Source organism: Mesorhizobium sp. 113-3-3 (assembly GCF_016756495.1).
Taxonomy (GTDB): Bacteria; Pseudomonadota; Alphaproteobacteria; order Rhizobiales; family Rhizobiaceae; genus Mesorhizobium.
In genome coordinates, this window is record NZ_AP023243.1 from 84,323 (window position 1) to 102,386 (window position 18,064).

The following is an 18,064-nucleotide window of genomic DNA, read 5'->3' on the forward strand; positions in this document are numbered from 1 at the left end:
GTGTCATGGCCGCCGCTTTTAGCATGCACGGGGGTGGCACCGCAGAATCGAATGATCGGCACGGGCGACCGACGGATTTCTCGCGTCACGGCGTTTAACGGTTGAAGCGTGACCACGGCATGGGCCGTGGCCGACGCGCCAACCGGAGACGCCTAAGCATGATAAGCCGTTCGATCCTTGCCGCTGCCTTGAGCCTGCTGACCGTTGCGGCCCTCGCCCAGACGGCGACGCAGCCTCCGGCCGCCACACCTCCGGGCGCCACGCCGCCGGCCGCCGCCGCGCCAAAGGTCAGGTCCGACATCACGCTGGCCAAGTTCCAGAAGCGGCGGGAGAAGGCGATCATGGCCGCCGACACGGATGGCGACGGCAAGATCAGCCTGCTCGAGTGGGAGGCCTTCCAGGCCAAGCGCAACATCAAGGGCGATGCCGCCAAATCCTTCGCGCGCATCGATTCCAATCATGACGGCTTTATCGACCGCGCCGAGCTCGATGCGTTCTTCGCCAAGCGCTTTGCCAGGCTGGACAAGAATGGCGACGGCGTTCTGACGGCCGACGAGATGCCAGGCCACAAATCCGCTCCCAAGCCGGAGCAATGACCAAGAGGCCATGACGCGTGATGGATATCGGGAGTGCGCCAGCCCATGAGCGCCGATCCGGACGAGGAGCTGGTTCGCCGGGTCGGGGCCGGCGACCCGGCGGCCGTGCAGACGCTCGTTGCGCGCAAACTGCCGCGCATCCTTTCGCTTGCCGTGCGCATGCTGGGCGACGCGGCGGAGGCCGAGGACGTCGCGCAGGAGACTTTCGTGCGCATCTGGCGCCACGCCTCGAGCTGGCGGCGCGGCAATGCACGCTTCGACAGCTGGATCCACCGGGTGACGCTCAACCTCTGCTACGACCGGCTGCGCCGGCGCCGCGAGGTGGTGACCGACGATTTGCCGGACATGGCCGACCCCGCCCCGCTTCCCGATGCTCGCGAAGAGCCGCACCGTGTCGAGCAGGCCTTGCAGGCAATCGCGCCACGCCAGCGCGAGGCGATCATCCTGGTCTACTATCAGGAGATGTCCAACATCGAGGCGGCCGCGACCCTGGAGATCAGCGTCGATGCGCTGGAGAGCCTGCTCTCGCGCGGCCGGCGGGCCTTGCAGATGATATTGGCCAGGGATGGCGTCCATGACTGAGAGGAGCGCGACCATGGATGGCGGACATTCACCGCGCCTCGCGGGCGACCGGGGGGGACCGGTTTTTATCGTTTCCAACCCGCCTGCGCACGCGGCACCAAGGGGCAAGGGGAAGACCGATGGCTGAAGAAATCGAGGACGGGCCGGCAATGGACGCCAGGCGTTTCGCGGCGCTCACCGAGGCCTATGGCGGCGATCCGCGGCGCTGGCCGCAAGCGGAGCGCGAGGCCGCCGCTGCCTTTGCTTCAAGCGAGACGGGCCAGGCCATTTCACGAAACGCCGGCGCGCTTGACGCCCTGCTCGACAGCTACAGCATCCGGCACCCCGGCAAGGCGCTGCACGACACGATCCTGCGGACCGCCGACCGGTACGTCGTCCGGCGCCGGCGTCAGCGCTTCTGGTGGCTGGGGCTGGGGCTTGCCGGCATCGGGCTCGCCGGCGCCATCGCCGGGCTGGTCCTGGTGACCGTCGTCACGCCCGAGATCCAGCCCGACCACTATGTGCTCGATGCCAATGCGACGGCGTTCGGCGATGCCGGACCCGACACGATCGAGGAAGACCTATGAGCACCGGCCGCAACCTCCTCATCGCCTCGGTGGTGCTGAACGTTTTCCTGGCCGGTGCGCTTGCCGGCGGGGCCGTCTGGATAAAAAGCGGGAAGCCGGCGCAGGGCACTTCGCTGGAGGCGGCCGGCGGCCGGCTTCCCGACCAGCAGCGCACGCTGTTCCGCAAGGCGCTGCGCGAAGTCCGCCGCGAGTCGCGCGATATCATCCTCGACGGCCAGCAGGCCAGGCGCGACGCGGCGGATCTGCTGCGGCAGCCCGTCCTCGACACGGCTGCCCTGTCCGCCGCCCTGGAGCGGGCCCGCAATGCCGACGTCACCGTGCGCACGCGGCTTGAGCAGCGCATCATCGAGTTCGCGGCGGCAGGCTCCGCCGAGGATCGCAGCGTGCTGGCGGAAGGCCTCTCGAGGCGCGCCGGGCCGCAGCCGTCGACACCGCCAAAAAAATCGCCGTGACGACCGACGGAAAATGCCGACGGCGCCCGTTTAACGAGATGAAGGGCAAGGCCTGCCGGGCCATCCGGCGCCGACAGGTTTCAACCTCGGATAACTTCGGAGCATGGTCATGAACTATCTGACAAAATACGCAGCCACCGCCGCTCTCGCGATGACCGGAACGGTTGCTACGGTTGCGGCATCCTCGGCGATGCCGCTGGCGCCGCTTGCCGCGCCGGCGGTGGTCGAGCACGTCGCCTGGGGTTGCGGGCCTGGCTGGCATCCCAATCCCTGGGGGCGCTGCGTGCCCAATCGCGTGGTCGTCTACCCCGGCTACTATTATTGGCACCGCCCGGCTTTCTACGGGTGGCATCCGCACCGTCACTGGCACCGCTGGCATCGCTGGTAAGGGTCTTTCGGGGCCGACAACTTGAGTCGGCCCCACGATCTCATTGAACAGGGACGAAACGGCTCGAACGGACTTCCGGCGCCGCGCGCGGGAAGCCCAAGCAATGGAGAGCTGACTTGGCTATCCCGGCCTCCAATTCCCCGCCAGACCCAGTGCCAGACCCAGTGCTTGTCGCTTTCAACCGCTTCGGGCTCGGGGCAAGGCCCGGCGACCGCGACAAGGTGGCCCACGATCCGCGAGGCTATCTGAAGGCGGAATTGCGGCAGCCCGACATCGCCCTGATCGCGCTCGACGATCCGGCCTATGCGAGCCTGCCGGGCAGCACGCCGGCCATCCAGGCCAGCATGGCGGCAAACCTCCAACGCAAGCTCGACCGCGAGCAAAAGGCCGCGGCGGCACAGCCGGCAATGGCGCGCGCCGATCCCATGCCTGGCCAGGCCACGCCGGCCCCAATTGCGCCTGCCCAACCCACGCCGCCGCCCATGGCCCCGGCAAAGCCCGTGCCGCCAATCGAGGCCACGCTGTTTCGCGCTGAAGCCCAGGCGCGCTTCGACAAGGCGTTGCGGGCCGAGGCCGGCTTTGTCGAACGCCTCGTCTATTTCTGGTCGAACCATTTCTGCGTCTCCGTGGCGAAGGACAATATCGTGCGGGCGAGCGCCGGCGCCTTCGAACGGGAAGCCATCCGCCCCTTCGTGCTCGGCCGTTTCGCCGACATGCTGATGGCGGTGGAGCGGCATCCGGCGATGCTGTTCTATCTCGACAACCAGCAGTCGATCGGCCCCGACTCGCGCGCCGGCAGGAACCGCCAGCGCGGGCTCAACGAGAACCTCGCCCGCGAGATCATGGAACTGCATACACTGGGCGTCGGCAGCGGCTATACCCAGGCCGACGTCACCAGTTTCGCGCGCATCCTGACCGGCTGGACGATGGCCGGGCGCGAAGGACGGCTGGGCGAACCCGGCACTTCCGTCTTCAACCCCAACGCCCATGAGCCGGGCGACGCGGTGCTGCTGGGCAAGACCTATCCGGCCGGCGGCATGGGCCAGGCAGAGGCGGCGCTCAACGACATCGCCAGCCACCCGGCGACGGCACAGCACATTGCCACGGAACTTGCCCGCCATTTCATTGCTGATGACCCGCCGCCGGCGGCGGTCGCGCGGCTGGCCAGGGTTTTCGCCAAGAGCGACGGCAATCTCCGGGCACTGGCGGCGGCCCTCATCGACATGCCGGAGGCCTGGTCGACGCCGCTGGCCAAGATGCGCTCGCCCTTCGACTACATCGCCGCCATCCGCCGGGCGGCCGGCCCGGGTCCGGCGAACGATCCCGGCCAGACGCTCAACTGGCTCAACGTGCTGGGCGAGCCGCTCTGGCAGCCGCCGGGGCCGAACGGCTTTTCCGACCAGGCGGACAGCTGGGCCTCGGCCGAAGGCATGAAGATCCGCCTCGACATCGCCTGGCAGACGGCCCGCCAGGTCAAGGATATTGGCAATCCCAACGACATGCTCGACGCCGTCATCGGTCCCTCGGCCTCGCCGGAGACGCGCCAAGCGGTCGCCCGCGCCGAGTCCAGGCAGCAAGGCCTGGCGCTGCTTTTGATGGCGCCCGAATTCCAGCGACGATAGCGCGAGCAAGGGTCGTTCCGTCGCCGATACCTCCGTGGAGATCTCGTCATGAGCCCGCTGTGTGAAACCCCCTCCCGACGCGCCGTGCTGATGACCGGCGGCGCGCTGTTTGCCTGGGCCTATCTGCCGCGCTTTGCCCGCGCCGCCGACAATCGCGATCCGCGCCTGATCGTCATCGTGCTGCGCGGCGCGCTCGATGGCCTGTCGGCGGTCGGTCCGGTCGGCGATCCCGACTATGCCGGCCTGCATGGCGACATCGCCTTGTCGCTCGCCGGCCCGCATCCGGCGCTGCCGCTCGATGGTTTCTTCGCGGTCAATCCGGCGATGCCGGTCTTCGCCAGGCTGTTCAAGGCAAGCCAAGCCGCAGTGGTGCATGCGGCCGCGACAGGCTATCGTGAACGCTCGCACTTCGACGGCCAGGACGTGCTCGAAAGCGGTTTCGCCGGTCCCGGCCATGTCGCCACGGGGTGGCTCAACCGGGCCCTGGAGAGCCTGCCGGCGGGCGACCGCGTGGCGACGCTTGGCGGCTTGGCCGTCGGACCGTCGACGCCGCTGGTGATCCGAGGTGCCGCCCCCGTGCTCGGCTGGGCGCCGCAATCACTGCCGGAGCCGGCCGGCGACCTCGCAACGCGGGTTCTCGACCTTTACCAGCATCGCGACCCTGTGCTGGCGGTGGCCCTGCAAAAGGGCCTCGATGCCGACCGGATGGCGCTCGACGACCATATGGGCGCCAAGGCGATGAAGCCGAAGGGCGGCCTCGACAGCGCCGCCGGCATGCGGCAGGCCGCGCAAGGTGCGGCCAGGCTGATCGCGGCGGATGACGGGCCGCGCGTTGCGGCGCTCGCCTTCGACGGCTGGGACACGCATGTCAACGAAGGCGGCGCGACCGGCCGGCTCGCCACGCTGCTCGGCGGCCTCGACGGCGCCTTCGAGGAGTTCGAGAAGGGTCTCGGCGAGCGCTGGAAGGACACGGCGGTCGTCGCCATCACCGAGTTCGGGCGCACGGCACGGATCAACGGCACGGTCGGCACCGATCACGGCACCGGCACGGTGGTGCTGCTGGCCGGCGGCGCGATCAAGGGCGGCCGCGTCATCGCCGACTGGCCGGGATTGAAGCCGGCCCAGCTCTACGAACAGCGCGACCTTGCCCCGACCAGCGATGTCAGGGCGGTGCTGAAGGGCGTGCTCGCCGACCAGTTCGGCCTGTCTGCCACCGTGCTCGGCGACAAGGTGTTTCCGGAGTCCGCGGCCGTGAAGCCGATGCGCGATCTCGTCGCGTAAAAAGCCTGATGGCGTCACAAGGGACGCCATCTTTGGCGAAAAGGAGCAGGCTCCGCGTCGATCCGCTCAGCGATCACCAGCGGTGGTGCCAGCGGTGGTAGTGGTGGTAGCGCCAATGACCCGGCCTGACCACTATCACACGACGATGGTTGGGCACGCAATTTCCCCACCGGTTCAGGTGCCAGCCGGGGCCGCATCTCCAGCCGACGCTTTCGATTGGCGACGGAGCGGCGCTGGGCTTTGCCATGGGCAGAGCCTGCGAGCCGACACTCGACAGCAGTAGCGTGCCTGCGGCGGTAGCAATCGGCAGAATGTATCTGAGCATGATTGTGTCCTCCATGGTTGATATTCCCGAGGACAACATACCACCCACCCGGCTGAATGCCGGATGGGTGGCCCTATCACATATTCGTTAGCCTAGCGGGCGGAGCGCTCGCCAATCGACGCCGCGACTTTCGGCGAGGCATCGGCTCGCTGCCCATGATCAGGCGGCCTCGACCTTGATGACCGTCGCGTCCCGCACCAGTTTGGTCACGCCGGCGAAGTCGAGCTTGCCGGAACCGAGCACCGGCACTTTCGGGACGACGCGCACTTCGGCGGGCACCATCAGGTCCATGGCGCCATTGGCCTTGGCGAAGGCCAGGAACTCCGCGCGTGTGGCGCCGGGAGCCTCGGTGATGAGAATGAGCTTCTCGCCCTTGCGCGCATCCGGCACCGAAGCGACCGCCGACAATGTGCCTTTCCACATTTCACCCGCCAGAGCCTCGACGGCGGCGAGCGAGATCATCTCGCCGCCGATCTTGGCGAAACGCTTGGCCCGGCCGCGAATGGTGATGAAGCCGCCGTCGTCGACCGAGACGACGTCGCCGGTGTCATGCCAGCCGTCCTCCAACGGCTCCAGCACACCGGGCTTCTCGGCGCGCAGATAGCCCGACATGACATTCGGGCCGCGCACGTAGAGACGTCCGCCTTCATCGACGCCGGGTACCGGATCCAGGCGGTATTCCATGCCGGGCATGATTTTGCCGACGCTGCCGGACTTGTTGTACATCGGCGTGTTGATGGCGATTACAGGTGCCGCTTCGATCACGCCGTAGCCCTCGAGGATACGCACGCCGAACTTTTCCATATAGGTCATGCGTGTCGCTGCCTTGACCGGTTCGGCCCCGGCAAAACAATAACGTATCGAACGGAAGTCGTAGGGGTGCGCAGTGCGCGCATAGCCGTTGAGGAACGTATCGGTGCCGAAGATGATCGTCGCGTTGGACGCGTAGATCAGTTCCGGCACGATGCGGTAGTGCAGCGGCGACGGGTAGAAATACACCGGCACGCCCGAGATCAGCGGCAGCACCGTGCCCGCCGTCATGCCGAAGGAATGGAAGATCGGCAACACGTTGAACACCTTGTCGCCAGAGTGGAAGTCGATGCGCGAGGCCGCCTGCGCGGCATTGGCCAGGATGTTGCGGTGGGTGAGCACGACGCCCTTCGGCGTGCCTTCCGAGCCGGAGGTGAACAGGATCACCGCCGGATCGTCAGCCTTGCGCGGTGCGCGCGGCGTCGACTTGCGCAACAGGCCGAGCAGCTTGTCCCTGAGGCCGATGGTCTTGCGCAGATCGTCGAGCCAGACGATGTCGACCGAGCGGCCGATCTCCTCGACCACCGCACCAAGCTTGGCCTGCTCGACGAAGGCGCGCGAGGTGAGCACGGTGCGCACTTCTGCGGCCTTGCAGGCGGACAGGATGTTGGCGGCACCCGCGGTGAAGTTGATCATAGCCGGCACCTTGCCGGCCGACATGACGCCAAGCAGCGTCGCGCAGGAGCCGTTGGCGTTGGGCAGCATGATGCCGAGCGTCTGCTGGTCGGCATAAAGGTTCTGGAATTTCTCGCCAAGCACGGCGGCCGCCGTCAGCAGCTTGCCATAGCTCAGCGAGCCGGTGACCGGATCCTGCACGGCGAGCCGTTTCATGCCGCGTTCATTCGCCGTCAGGATGATCTTTTCCAGCACCGTCCTGTCGATGTCCTGGGTGCGGAAGACGAGATCCGACATGACCTGGTAGAGGGCGGCACCCGCCGCGGCGCGGCGCTGGCGGCCCTTCAGTTCCGGCGGCACTTGCAGCTTGACCGGTTCCAGTATGGTCACCTTGACCTTCGGGAACAGGCGGCGGCGCACATGCTGCGACGTCAGCCGCGAGAACGGGCTTTTCTCCAGCCCGTCGATGCGGATCGGCACGACCATCGAGCCGGTCTTGTCCGCCACCATGGCGGCGCCGTCATAGACCTTCATCAGCCCGCCGGTGACGGTGATGCGGCCTTCGGGGAAGATGACCAGCGGATCGCCGCCCTGCACGATCTTGATCAGCGTGCGGGTCGACATCGGCTTGGCCGGATTGAGCGGCAAAGCGCGGGCAAGCTTCATGAACGGCTTCATCCACCAGGCCTGGGCGATGGTGTAGTCGATGGCGAAGACCGGCTCCTCATCGGTCAGCGTCAGCGCCAGCGGACCGTCGAGGAAGCTGACATGGTTGAGCGCCAGGATCGGCGCCTTGCCGGCCGCCTTGAGGTTCTCCATGCCCTCGACCTCCAGGCGCAGGAAGGCGCGGAACAGGATGGAGACGAAGTCACGGAACGCGTTGGTCGGCAGGAATTTCAGCATCAGCCAGGCGGCGACGGCGTTGGCCACGGCCAGGCCGAACAGGATGCCGCCGGTGGAGACTTTCGTCTGGATCAAGGCGACAACAATACCGCCTACCGTCATGAAGCCGGCATTGACGATGCTGACCGCGGCGACGACGCGGGCGCGGCGCGCTTCCGGCGACCAGGCCTGCACGGCGGCGAAGGTCGGCACCACGAGGAAGGCGCTGGCGATGGCCATGGCGGCGAGGTCGATCGCTACACGGATCGTGTTTGGCCCGGCGAAGAACAGCGCAAGTGTTTGCGCCTTCGGCGAAGGCTGCATGCTCCAGACGGCCCAGGCCAAATGCAGGCCGAACAGCGCCAGCAGCGCCGTTCCGACCGGCGCGGGCAGAAGCACGATGCGGCCCTGCGACATCCATGCGGCAATCGCCGAACCGATGGCGATCGAGACGGCAAACACCGCGAGATAGACGGTGACGGCGATCTCGTCGCCGCCGAGCGAATCCTTGATCAAGGTCGGCAGAATCGAGAGCACGATGGCGCCGATCAGCCAGAACCACGAGGTCATCAGGCCGGCGCGCCAGATGCGCATATCGGTGCGCAATTCGCTGACCTGGCGCCAGGTCGAGCGGAAGATGTTCTTGTCGATGGCAAGGTTGGGCGCCGCCGAACCGGTGGGCGGAATGTAGCGGCTTACGAACCAGCAGCCGACGGCGAGGGCCATCATGATCGGGCCGAACACCATGACGCCAATGCCGTCGGCCGAGACGACGCCGCCGGCGATCGTGCCGCCGAGGATGGCGGCAAACGTGGCCGACTCGATCCAGGCGTTTGCCTTGGGCAGTTCCTTGCGCTCGAGATGGTCGGGCAGGATGCCGTATTTGATCGGCCCGAACAGCGCCGAGATGATGCCGAACATCAGCAGCGCCGTCATCAGCACCGGGATCGAAGACAGCGCGATGCCGGCGACGGAGACCGCCGCCGCGGCGATCTCGGCGAATTTCAGCCGCCGGGCGATCAGGGCCTTGTCGAAACGGTCGGCGATCTCGCCGCCAAGCGCCGACAAGAGCAGGAAGGGCGCCATGAAGACGGCGCCGGCGAGCGTGACCAGCGAGGCCGCCTGGTCGGCGGCCAGCGTGAAGAGGATCAGGAACACCAGTGTGTTCTTGAGAAAATTGTCGTTGAAAGCGGACAGGAACTGCGTCCAGAACAGAGGCGCAAAGCGCCGGGACAACATCAGATGCGTGTTCATGGCGATTTCCATTTGGCGGAACCCTGCGGCTGTGTGCCGAAAGGCCCTGCAGGTTGCACGCGCTGTTTCGATCTCAGTGATAGTCCTGAGCTGGTTAAACTTCCTTGCTGTGCTTGATGCTCATCGGCGGCTTTTTGCTTGCCTGAAATGAACATCGTTCATAATCGCACCTTATCACGTTTTGAACATTGTTCAAGATAAAAATGAACGACGTTCATTGGACTCGAAAACGGAGCCGGCGGCTTGTGGAGTCTGTCAGGATTAGGATCGCGCCGCCCCGTAATGAGGCGGCGCGAAAGGTCGCCTATGCAGCGGCACCAGCCCTTTGCTTTATCAATGCCTTCTCAAACTCACCAACGGCAAACTCATGGCTCGCCTGATTTTTCGCTAGCTTCTGGGGATCAAACCGCGCCATGTCCAAAACTAGGCGGTAAGCACCAGCAATGTCCTTCAGGTGTCTGTCTATAAATTTGAACGGGTCTGTTGCCCACACAATCCTTCCATCTTTGGCTTCCATAATACCCTTCAATCCATAAACTAGTGGCATAATAAGACCATCCGGATATCGGTAATATACCGGCATTCCAAGGTAATGCGTCGTCGGTTGGGTAAGCAAAAATCCGCTTTTATCTTTAGCAGTTTCGCGCTTTCCCGGATCGTACATTTTAACTATGTTATTAGATCCAAATCTATAATTATTTGAATTATACGCGTCTGGAAATTGCGCGTAAATAATATCATAAAGTTCCGGAAGGTCAGCAAGAATATCGAAGCAGCTCTTCACGACATCATTTGTCAGCTCATGAGTTGGTCCATCAACAGGAGCAGAGACCGCCGGATTTGACATAAGGCGATCAAATTGCTTTGAGCACTCGCCCTTATTTCTGTATATATTCTGCGGAGTTACAGATATGTCTAAAGGAAGAAGATGCTCTTCGTTCGCCTTGTTGAGGGGGATCCAGGCAAGCGCGAGAAGGTCTCGGACTTTGATGGGCTTACCTTCGCCGCTTTCCCACTCATTACTCTTCCACTCGACCTGCGCAGCAACATCCGGATCAAGGCGCTCCCGAATTTCAGTGTAGAAGCCGAGCTTGTTCGATTTCGTCTCCTGCGTGAGCTGTGCGTTATTGTTTCTAGCCGCACAAATATCTAAAACGGACATCTCGAACTGCTGAACTATGTGTTGATCACTCACGTCAGACGGCACGATGATTTCTACTGGTACCAAGAAATCGAACTGATCCTTCACAGCATCGAGTTCGGCTCGATACTCTTCCCAAAGATCCTTCATGTCCTCCCAAAGCGAAATCTTGGCGATTTCCCTCTCTTCGAGAACTGCGGAGAGCATATGAATTCCGATTGCAAGCATATTGTGCCCGCCGTCCAACACCCCCTCGGATGCTGGATCGTTGAAACGAAGTTCGAATCTGTTTCGTTGAAGCGCCTCGTAGTCAGACGTTCCAAGTAAGATTCCCTTCGATTTAAAAGGGAAAAGTTCAGGAGTTTTGGCAAGCGATTCAAGAATCGAGCTGGTAACATTGCCCGTTTTGGCTGCTCGCGGATTAGCTTCAAGGGAGACATGATCGAACAAAGGGTAGAGATCACGCCCACGCATAAAACCAGTATATCGCTTTATGCCTGCAATCGAATTTTCGGATGCGATATGGCTCAGACGATCTTCATCGCGCGCGCTTGGCTGTTCGGCAACAAGTGCGAAGCGAACTATCAGTTTTTGATTTTCCATTTGTTCCAGTCCTTCGTTGCGAAGAGACTGGCCCCGGCGAAGTGCCATGCAGCGTAAGTAAGCCTACCTACGTTTCCACTTTTCAGCAGCACCACAACCGAAACCATCTCAGGTTTCTTTTCAGCCCTCCATCCGGAAGGCGATATGAAGATGCATGCGAACAAACCGTTTGTCAACGGATCGTTACTAAGCTTGTCTTACTGGGTCCTTACAAGACAATTCGGATGAATATTCATTCCGACCCCAACGTCGCCACTGTCTTCAGGGCGCCGTCGAGCATGTCGCCCTTCTCGTCCTTCAAAGCGACCTCACGTAAACGCCGGATCCAGTCGGCGGCATCGTCGCGGCCCTTGAGCATGGGAAGCGCCGACAGCACGCGGTCGAATTTCGATTGCGCCCGGACATGGGTGTCGCTGTAGCCCTTGATCAGCCGGCGGCAGTTGAGGACTTCGACGGCCAGCGTGTAGTCCTGGGGCACATATCCCAGTGCCAGCGCGTACCAGCGCTCGAGATGCGCGGTCTCGACCTTGTGGCGCAGCAGGCCGCGGCGCCAGCGGCGCAGGCCGCCGATGAACCACAAAGCGGCGAAGCCGGCAAAGCTGTCGGTGCGGATGCGGCGGCCATGGTTGATGCGGCGGTCGAGGAAGGCGGCAAGCTTCGGCCGGCTCTCGATATAGCTGCCCAGCCCCGCCGGCAGCGTGCCGCAGAATTCTTCGATGCGGGGATGGAAATATTCGGTGACCTGCAGGATCGAGCCATCCTTGACGCCGACCTCCTTGCGCACGCGCCTGTCACGCGTCGAGCGTGTCTTCAGGTCGGCGACGCGGATCATGTCATCGTAGCATAGCGCGTTGGCCAGATGCTTGGCGGCGGCGATGGACAGCGCATAAGCACGGTCGGCGCCGTCCAGCGCGACAGCCTTGTCCAGCCGGTCGAGATACTCGCGCCCATAGGCGATGTCCTGATAGTCGACGACCTTTTTCAGGCCCCGCAGCGCCATGTCGCGCACCGTCGCGGGCATCAGATCGATACGGGCGGCGAGCGCCTGCCAGCCCTGCAGCAGGTTCTGCGGGCCGGTGACGCGCCCCGCACCCAGGGCGGATTCGACAATCGCCGGCTCCGCCGGCTTTGGCGCCGGCGCGGCCGTGCCGCGCGCGCGGTCATAGGCAGCGCCAAAGGCGGCGAGGCTGGCCTTGACGCCACGGCCGCCGGCACCGATCGCCTGCTCATAGCTTTCGCGCGTGAACGGCAGCGCGTCCGACCCGGCCAGCGCGCCAAGCAGGCTGGCCGAGATCATCGAGCCGTTGTCAGCGGCGATCTTCTCCATGTCGAAGGCGATGAAGCGCTTCGACGCGGCTTCCGCCGTCGCATGCACCTTGGAGGACGAGGCCCGGCCGTCGCCCGGCTCGATCTTTTCCGACACCGCGGCGATGCGGTGCGAGGAGGCAATCAGCGTCGTGCGTTCCGGCGTGACGAAGCCACGGATGATGGCGCGGCCGGCTTCCATCAATTCGGCGGCGATCAGTATGTCGACATCGCCTTGCGAGGGCGACAGCGCGAAGACCGGAAGCCGGCCGGTGTCGCGGGCCATCTCGACATAATAGATTGTCGCGCCGGTGCGTTGCGCCACGCCGGCGACCGAGGTCGATTGCGCGACATAGCCATTGCGCTCGGCAACGTCGGTGATCCAGTCGGCCAAGACGCCACCGCCCTGGCCGCCGACCGCCAGCACGGCGAGCTTGATGACACGCTCGTCATCCTGGGCGCCGGCCTTGGCGCGGAGTGGGGGGACGGCGTCAAGCATCGGCGAAGGTCAGGCGCCGGCTTTCGCGGCGGCGTTGCAACAGGCTAATGGTGGCGCGGCGCGCGGATTCCAGAAACCGGTCCCAGCGGCTCGGATTGTGCACGACATCGGCGCGGTAGAAGGACGGGCAGAGCACCGCAGCATCGGCGACCTCGCCGCAATTGCCGCAGCCGACGCAGCTCTGGTCGATGGATGCCACGGGATCGTCGCGCAGCGGATCGTCGAGCGACTTCACCGACAGCGACGGGCAGCCCGACAGCCGCATGCAGGCATGATCGCCGGTGCAGATGTCCTCGTCGACGCCGAATTTCGGTTTGACGACCCTTGTCCCTCCCTTGATCGCCTTGTCGACCAGCGGCTTTTCGCGGCGCTGGCGGTTGAGCATGCATTCGGACGAGGCGACGATGACCTTCGGCCCCTTCTCCTCCGTCGTTAGCGCCTCGCGCAGCGTGTCCTGCATCTTGCCGACATCGTAGGTGCGGTCGACATGGCGCAGCCATTTGACGCCCATACCCTTCACCGCCTCGGTGATCGGATGCTTGGTCGACTTGGTCTTGTTGCCGGCGCGCGACGACAGGATGTCCTGCCCACCGGTCGCGGCCGAGTAGAAATTGTCGACGATGACGATGACGCCGTCATTCTTGTTGAACACCGCATTGCCGATCGAGGAGGTCAGGCCATTGTGCCAGAAGCCGCCATCGCCGACGAAGGAGATCGAGCGGCGCTTGGCGTCGGGCGAATTGAACGCCGAGGCCGAGGCCGGGCCGAGACCATAGCCCATGGTTGTCGCGCCGAGTTCGAAGGGCGGCATGATCGAGAACAAATGGCAGCCGATGTCAGAGGCAATATGGTGCTTGCCGAGTTCCTGCTCGACCAGCTTTGTCGCTGCAAAGATCGGCCGCTCCGGACAGCCGATGCAGAACCCAGGCGGGCGGCCCGGCACGACGTTGATCAGGTCGGCCGTATCGACGCCGTCGCCGACCTTGTTGGGCGCGCGCACTTCGCCCGGCAAGAGATGCGGCGCTTCGGCGCGCAGGAAGGTGCCGATGCCGTCGAGCATGACCTGGCCGGTATATTCGCCGGCCATCGGAAGATATTCCTTGCCGACCAGCCTGGTGCCACGCCCGGCCTTGTGCAGCATCGCGGCAAAGGCCTGTTCGATGTAGTTGGGCTGGCCTTCCTCGACGACCAGCACCGACTGCTTGCCCTCGCAGAAGGACAGGAACTCGTCGTCGATCAAGGGATAGACGGCGTTGAGCACATAGAGCGGCACCTCGGTCTCGCCATAGGTGTCGGCAAGGCCGAGACGCTGCAAGGCGCGGATGACCGAATTGTACATGCCGCCCTGCATGACGATGCCGACCGAGCCATGATCCGAACCGAAGAATTCGTTGATCTTGTTCTTGGCGATGAAGTCGACCGCCGCCGGCCAGCGTTTTTGCACCTTCTCCTTCTCGTGCAGGAAGGAGGCGGGCGGCAGCACGATGCGGCCGGTGTCGCGGCGCGGCGCGTCCAGCGCATCGGCCACCGTCATGGGCGGGCGCTTGTTGTCCTTGGCGATGAAGTGGCCGTGCACATGGCAGCAGCGGATGCGCACCTGCAGCATCACCGGCGTGTTGGAGACCTCCGACAGTTCGAACCCGTCTTCCACCGCCTTGACGATCGACGGCAAATTGGGGCGCGGGTCGAGCAGCCAGACCTGGCTCTTCATGGCGAAGGCATGGCTGCGCTCCTGCATGATCGAGGAGCCCTCGCCATAATCCTCGCCGACGATGATCAGCGCGCCGCCGGTGACGCCGCCGGAGGCAAGGTTGGCGAGCGCATCGGAGGCGACATTGGTGCCGACAGTCGACTTGAAGGTGGCGGCACCACGAATGGGATAGTGCACCGAGGCGGCCAGCATGGCGGTGGCTGTCGCCTCCGACGCGCTCGCCTCGAAATGCACGCCGAGTTCACCCAGAATGTCCTGCGCGTCGGCCAGCACGTCCATCAGATGGCTGATCGGCGCGCCCTGATAGCCGCCGACATAGCCGACGCCGCATTGCAGCAGCGCCTTGGTGATGGCGAGGATGCCCTCACCGGCGAATTCCTCGCCGGCGCCAAGCCTGAGTTTCTCGACTTCCTTGGCAAAAGACCGTTCGGCCATTTTTCCAACCTTCCGTTGCCGCCGAAATTGGCAGCGCGTACATCTAGATGTCGTGCTTGCGAATGTTCTTGAGCATCTTCAAAAGCGTGGCGATGAGTGCCGCATATTCGGCGTCGTCGATATCGTCGAACATCGCCTCGAAGGCGTCATGCATGGCCGGCCAGGCGCGGGTGAACTCGGCGCGGCCCTCGTCGGTCAGGAAGACATGGCGGATGCGGCTGTCGGTAACGCCCTGCTCGCGACGCACGAAGCCCTGCCCCTCCAGCGTGTCGAGCGTGCGGCTCAAGGTCGACTGCTCGATGACCGTGTAGACCGAGAGATCGTTGACGGTGACGCCGTCGGTGACCGACAGCACGGCCAGCGTGCGCACCTGCGGAATGGTCAGGCCCTGCTTGCGGAAATCATCGCGCAAGGTGGCGTTGTAGCGGCCCATGATGCGGTTCATCAGATAGGGCGCGAATTGCTGCAGGCCGATCTGCCCGAGGGTCGAAATGCGCTGGCGCTTTTCCGTGATCTTCTGTTCCATCACAGCCTCCCCGCCAGCAGAAAGCCGGAGCGGCCGCCGAGACCCGCGCCCGGATGGGTGGAGGCGCCGATATGGTAGAGGTTCTTGATGCCGGTCTGGTGGTTGCGGCTGGTCTTGAACGGCCGCCACAGGAAGGACTGGTCGATGGTCGACGAGCCGCCATAGGGATCGCCGCCGACCAGGTTGATGTTCATCGCCTCGAGATCGGCCGGCGAATAGGCGCGGCGTGCGATCACGCTGTCCTTGAAGCCGTCGATATGGCTGGCGAGGATGGCTTCGGCGCGGTCGGCATAGGCCTCGCGCAGCGCTTCAGTCCATTGTCCGTCAGCCGGCGCCTGCAGCTTGCCGGCGGCATCGCCCTTGATGTGGCGGGGCGCCTCGGGCAGTTGCAGCCAGAGGATCGCCTTGCCTTGCGGACAGCGCGACGGGTCGAGCGCGTGCGGCTGGCCGACGCAGATGGTCGGCACTTCCGGCAGCATGCCGCGCGCCGCCTCGTTGCAGGCTTTCGAGACGCCATCGAGCCCAGGCGTCAGATGCAGCAGCGCCACCTTGTCCAGCCCTTCGCCACGCCATGCCGGCGGCTTGGCCAGCGCGTAGTGGATCTGGAAATTGCCCTTGCCGTAGCGATATTGCCGCGTCGCCTCGACATCGTTCCTGGGCGCATCCGCGCCGAGTAGGCGGCCATAAAGCTGCGTCGGCGTGACCGAGCAGATGACGCTCTTGTTCGCCGCGATGGTTTCACCCGAGGCGAGCCGCACGCCGGTCGCACGGCCACCGGTCTGGATGATTGAGGCGACATCGGCACCGGTGCGGATCTCGCCGCCACGTTCCCGGATCAGGGCCTCGAAGGCCGACAGCAGGTTCTTCGCCCCGCCCTTGACGATCGGAGCGCCTGCGGCCTCCAGCGCGAAGGCGATCACCTTGGCGATCTGGCCGGAGAAGGCATCTTCCGGCCCAAGACCGGCATGCAGCACCCAGGGCGCCCAGAGCGCGCGGATGGTCTCGGACTGGTAGGTGCTTTCCAGCCAGCCGCGTGCCGGCGCCAGCGCCTCGCCGAGAAAGGCGGCAAGGCCGCGCGGGCCGCGCCGCCAGGCATCGCCGGCCAGCAGCTTGGCTGTCGGGTAGGACCACAGGCTGCCGCCGAGCAGGCCGAACAGCAGGCCGGCATTGCGCTCGATGCCACCGACATCGTCGGCATGCCGGTCGCCATCACCCGCCGCGATCGCGTTGAGGGCGGCGACATTGGCGGCGCGGTCGGTGTTGAGCACGGCATGGCTGCCGTCCGGCCGCAACACGCCCGTCGGCGTGCCGGTGTGGCAGAACTCCAGCCCGTGCCGGGCGAGGTCGCCGCCCAATGCGGCAAAGGCCGGCGAGGTGATGAACAGCACGAAGGTCGTCGCCATCACGTCATGGATGAAGCCGGGCGCGGTGACCTCCTCGGTGCGCATGCAGCCGCCGATGCGATCATTGCGCTCCAGCACGAGCACACGCGCCCCTTTGCCGCCGAGCATCGCCGCGCAGACCAGCGCATTGATGCCGCTGCCGACGATGATGTGATCGGGCGCTTTCATTGGCGGTTGCTCTCGACCGTCGGGCCTGTGCGCATGATCTTCTCCCGAAGATCCTCGCTTTATTTTCCCGACACCAGCGCCAGTGCGCGGATCGGGCTGCCGGTGCCGTGCTCGATCTTCAGCGGCGCCGCGATCAGGATGGCTCCTTTCGGCGGCAGCTGGTCGAGGTTGCAGAGGCTGGCAAGGCCGTAGCGATTGGCCTTGTGCATCAGCGTGTGCGCCGGGAATGGCGGCTCCATGCCGCCCGCCTTGCCGGCGTCGGTACCTATCGTCTCCGAGCCCCACCCCTTGATGTCCTTGGCTATCAGATACTGGATGGCTTCGGCAGTCGGGCCGGGCGTGTGCGGGCCGGTTTCGTTGGCGTTGAGGAATTCGGCTTCCGAACCATTGCGCTTGTACCAGTCGGTGCGCATCACCACCCACTCGCCTGGGTTGATGGCGCCATGCTTGGCTTCCCACGCCTTGATGTGGTCGACGGTGAGCAGGAAATCGTGATCGGCGGCGGCCTCCTTGGAGCAGTCGATGACATTGACCGGGCCAACGAAATTCTGCGCCGGAATGGTGTCGGTGGCGCCGTCCGGATAGTCCTTGCCGGTGATCCAGTGCTGCGGCGCATCGAAATGCGTGCCCGAATGCTCGCCGAGCTTCAGCCAGTTCCACGCCCACCACGGACCATTCTTGTCGTATTTCGAGATCTGATGAATCTCGACCTTCGGCGTGTCGACGGCAAGCTCCGGCGGCAGCTTGATCAGCGGCGTGTCCGGCCCGAGCTGCGCGGAGAGGTCAACCACCTTGATGGCGCCTGACAGCAACTGGCCAGCGACTTCGCCGAGGAGTTTTTGGGTGTCCATGGTCTGAAGTTCCCTCTTTCTAGTGATGATCAAGGCTCGTCTCGGCCCT

The 18,064-nt window shown here is 64.5% G+C and carries 15 protein-coding genes; 7 read left to right on the forward strand and 8 right to left on the reverse strand.

Annotation, left to right across the window (positions count from 1 at the left end):
- Positions 1 to 158: 158 nt before the first annotated feature.
- The 7 genes from JG746_RS00420 to JG746_RS00450 all read left to right on the forward strand — a co-directional run bounded on the left by JG746_RS00420 (position 159) and on the right by JG746_RS00450 (position 5,487).
- A complete protein-coding gene (locus JG746_RS00420) occupies positions 159 to 596 on the forward strand; it encodes an EF-hand domain-containing protein (protein ID WP_202356383.1) in 438 nt (145 codons plus the stop codon).
- A 45-nt stretch (positions 597 to 641) separates the two neighbouring features.
- Positions 642 to 1,178, forward strand: coding sequence for an RNA polymerase sigma factor (locus JG746_RS00425; protein WP_202356384.1), 537 nt, complete (start codon positions 642 to 644; stop codon positions 1,176 to 1,178).
- A gap of 119 nt (positions 1,179 to 1,297) precedes the next feature.
- The gene (locus tag JG746_RS00430; protein WP_244730623.1) at positions 1,298 to 1,744 is read left to right on the forward strand and encodes a hypothetical protein; all 447 of its coding nucleotides are present in this window, start codon (positions 1,298 to 1,300) and stop codon (positions 1,742 to 1,744) included.
- Entirely contained in the window at positions 1,741 to 2,196 is a 456-nt protein-coding gene (locus tag JG746_RS00435) for a periplasmic heavy metal sensor (protein WP_202356386.1), read from the forward strand. The genes JG746_RS00430 and JG746_RS00435 overlap by 4 nt, the downstream gene beginning before the upstream one ends.
- A 109-nt stretch (positions 2,197 to 2,305) precedes the next feature.
- A complete protein-coding gene (locus JG746_RS00440; protein ID WP_202356387.1) occupies positions 2,306 to 2,584 on the forward strand; it encodes a GCG_CRPN prefix-to-repeats domain-containing protein in 279 nt (92 codons plus the stop codon).
- Positions 2,585 to 2,748: 164 nt separating this feature from the next.
- A complete protein-coding gene (locus JG746_RS00445) occupies positions 2,749 to 4,206 on the forward strand; it encodes a DUF1800 domain-containing protein (RefSeq protein ID WP_244730624.1) in 1,458 nt (485 codons plus the stop codon).
- 48 nt (positions 4,207 to 4,254) lie between these two features.
- Positions 4,255 to 5,487, forward strand: coding sequence for a DUF1501 domain-containing protein (locus JG746_RS00450; RefSeq protein WP_202356389.1), 1,233 nt, complete (start codon positions 4,255 to 4,257; stop codon positions 5,485 to 5,487).
- A gap of 73 nt (positions 5,488 to 5,560) precedes the next feature.
- On the opposite strand, the gene JG746_RS37805 is transcribed toward JG746_RS00450, so the two are convergent.
- From JG746_RS37805 to JG746_RS00485, 8 genes are all read right to left on the reverse strand, one after another.
- On the reverse strand, positions 5,561 to 5,815 hold the full coding sequence (locus JG746_RS37805; RefSeq protein ID WP_446721201.1) for a GCG_CRPN prefix-to-repeats domain-containing protein: 255 nt from the start codon (positions 5,813 to 5,815) through the stop codon (positions 5,561 to 5,563).
- A 156-nt stretch (positions 5,816 to 5,971) separates the two neighbouring features.
- On the reverse strand, positions 5,972 to 9,373 hold the full coding sequence (locus JG746_RS00455) for an acyl-[ACP]--phospholipid O-acyltransferase (protein WP_202356390.1): 3,402 nt from the start codon (positions 9,371 to 9,373) through the stop codon (positions 5,972 to 5,974).
- A gap of 304 nt (positions 9,374 to 9,677) precedes the next feature.
- Positions 9,678 to 11,117 (reverse strand): hypothetical protein, encoded by a 1,440-nt coding sequence (locus JG746_RS00460; protein WP_202356391.1) that lies wholly within the window; start codon positions 11,115 to 11,117, stop codon positions 9,678 to 9,680.
- 232 nt (positions 11,118 to 11,349) lie between these two features.
- Entirely contained in the window at positions 11,350 to 12,921 is a 1,572-nt protein-coding gene (locus tag JG746_RS00465) for an indolepyruvate oxidoreductase subunit beta family protein (RefSeq protein WP_202356392.1), read from the reverse strand.
- Positions 12,914 to 15,067, reverse strand: a complete 2,154-nt coding sequence (locus JG746_RS00470; RefSeq protein WP_202356393.1) for a thiamine pyrophosphate-dependent enzyme — start codon at positions 15,065 to 15,067, stop codon at positions 12,914 to 12,916. The genes JG746_RS00465 and JG746_RS00470 overlap by 8 nt, the downstream gene beginning before the upstream one ends.
- A gap of 43 nt (positions 15,068 to 15,110) precedes the next feature.
- Positions 15,111 to 15,593, reverse strand: a complete 483-nt coding sequence (locus JG746_RS00475; protein WP_202356394.1) for a MarR family winged helix-turn-helix transcriptional regulator — start codon at positions 15,591 to 15,593, stop codon at positions 15,111 to 15,113.
- Entirely contained in the window at positions 15,593 to 17,164 is a 1,572-nt protein-coding gene (locus JG746_RS00480) for a phytoene desaturase family protein (RefSeq protein ID WP_202356395.1), read from the reverse strand. The genes JG746_RS00475 and JG746_RS00480 overlap by 1 nt, the downstream gene beginning before the upstream one ends.
- 59 nt (positions 17,165 to 17,223) lie before the next feature.
- A complete protein-coding gene (locus JG746_RS00485) occupies positions 17,224 to 18,015 on the reverse strand; it encodes a cyclase family protein (RefSeq protein WP_202356396.1) in 792 nt (263 codons plus the stop codon).
- Between the last annotated feature and the right edge of the window lie 49 nt (positions 18,016 to 18,064).

Bases quoted from the DNA above. Each gene is read 5' to 3' on its own strand.
- JG746_RS00420 (WP_202356383.1), top strand. From the start codon at position 159: ATGATAAGCCGTTCGATCCTTGCCGCTGCCTTGAGCCTGCTGACCGTT.
- JG746_RS00425 (WP_202356384.1), top strand. From the start codon at position 642: ATGAGCGCCGATCCGGACGAGGAGCTGGTTCGCCGGGTCGGGGCCGGC.
- JG746_RS00430 (WP_244730623.1), top strand. From the start codon at position 1,298: ATGGCTGAAGAAATCGAGGACGGGCCGGCAATGGACGCCAGGCGTTTC.
- JG746_RS00435 (WP_202356386.1), top strand. From the start codon at position 1,741: ATGAGCACCGGCCGCAACCTCCTCATCGCCTCGGTGGTGCTGAACGTT.
- JG746_RS00440 (WP_202356387.1), top strand. From the start codon at position 2,306: ATGAACTATCTGACAAAATACGCAGCCACCGCCGCTCTCGCGATGACC.
- JG746_RS00450 (WP_202356389.1), top strand. From the start codon at position 4,255: ATGAGCCCGCTGTGTGAAACCCCCTCCCGACGCGCCGTGCTGATGACC.
- JG746_RS00455 (WP_202356390.1), bottom strand. From the start codon at position 9,373: ATGAACACGCATCTGATGTTGTCCCGGCGCTTTGCGCCTCTGTTCTGG.
- JG746_RS00460 (WP_202356391.1), bottom strand. From the start codon at position 11,117: ATGGAAAATCAAAAACTGATAGTTCGCTTCGCACTTGTTGCCGAACAG.
- JG746_RS00465 (WP_202356392.1), bottom strand. From the start codon at position 12,921: ATGCTTGACGCCGTCCCCCCACTCCGCGCCAAGGCCGGCGCCCAGGAT.
- JG746_RS00470 (WP_202356393.1), bottom strand. From the start codon at position 15,067: ATGGCCGAACGGTCTTTTGCCAAGGAAGTCGAGAAACTCAGGCTTGGC.
- JG746_RS00475 (WP_202356394.1), bottom strand. From the start codon at position 15,593: ATGGAACAGAAGATCACGGAAAAGCGCCAGCGCATTTCGACCCTCGGG.
- JG746_RS00480 (WP_202356395.1), bottom strand. From the start codon at position 17,164: ATGAAAGCGCCCGATCACATCATCGTCGGCAGCGGCATCAATGCGCTG.
- JG746_RS00485 (WP_202356396.1), bottom strand. From the start codon at position 18,015: ATGGACACCCAAAAACTCCTCGGCGAAGTCGCTGGCCAGTTGCTGTCA.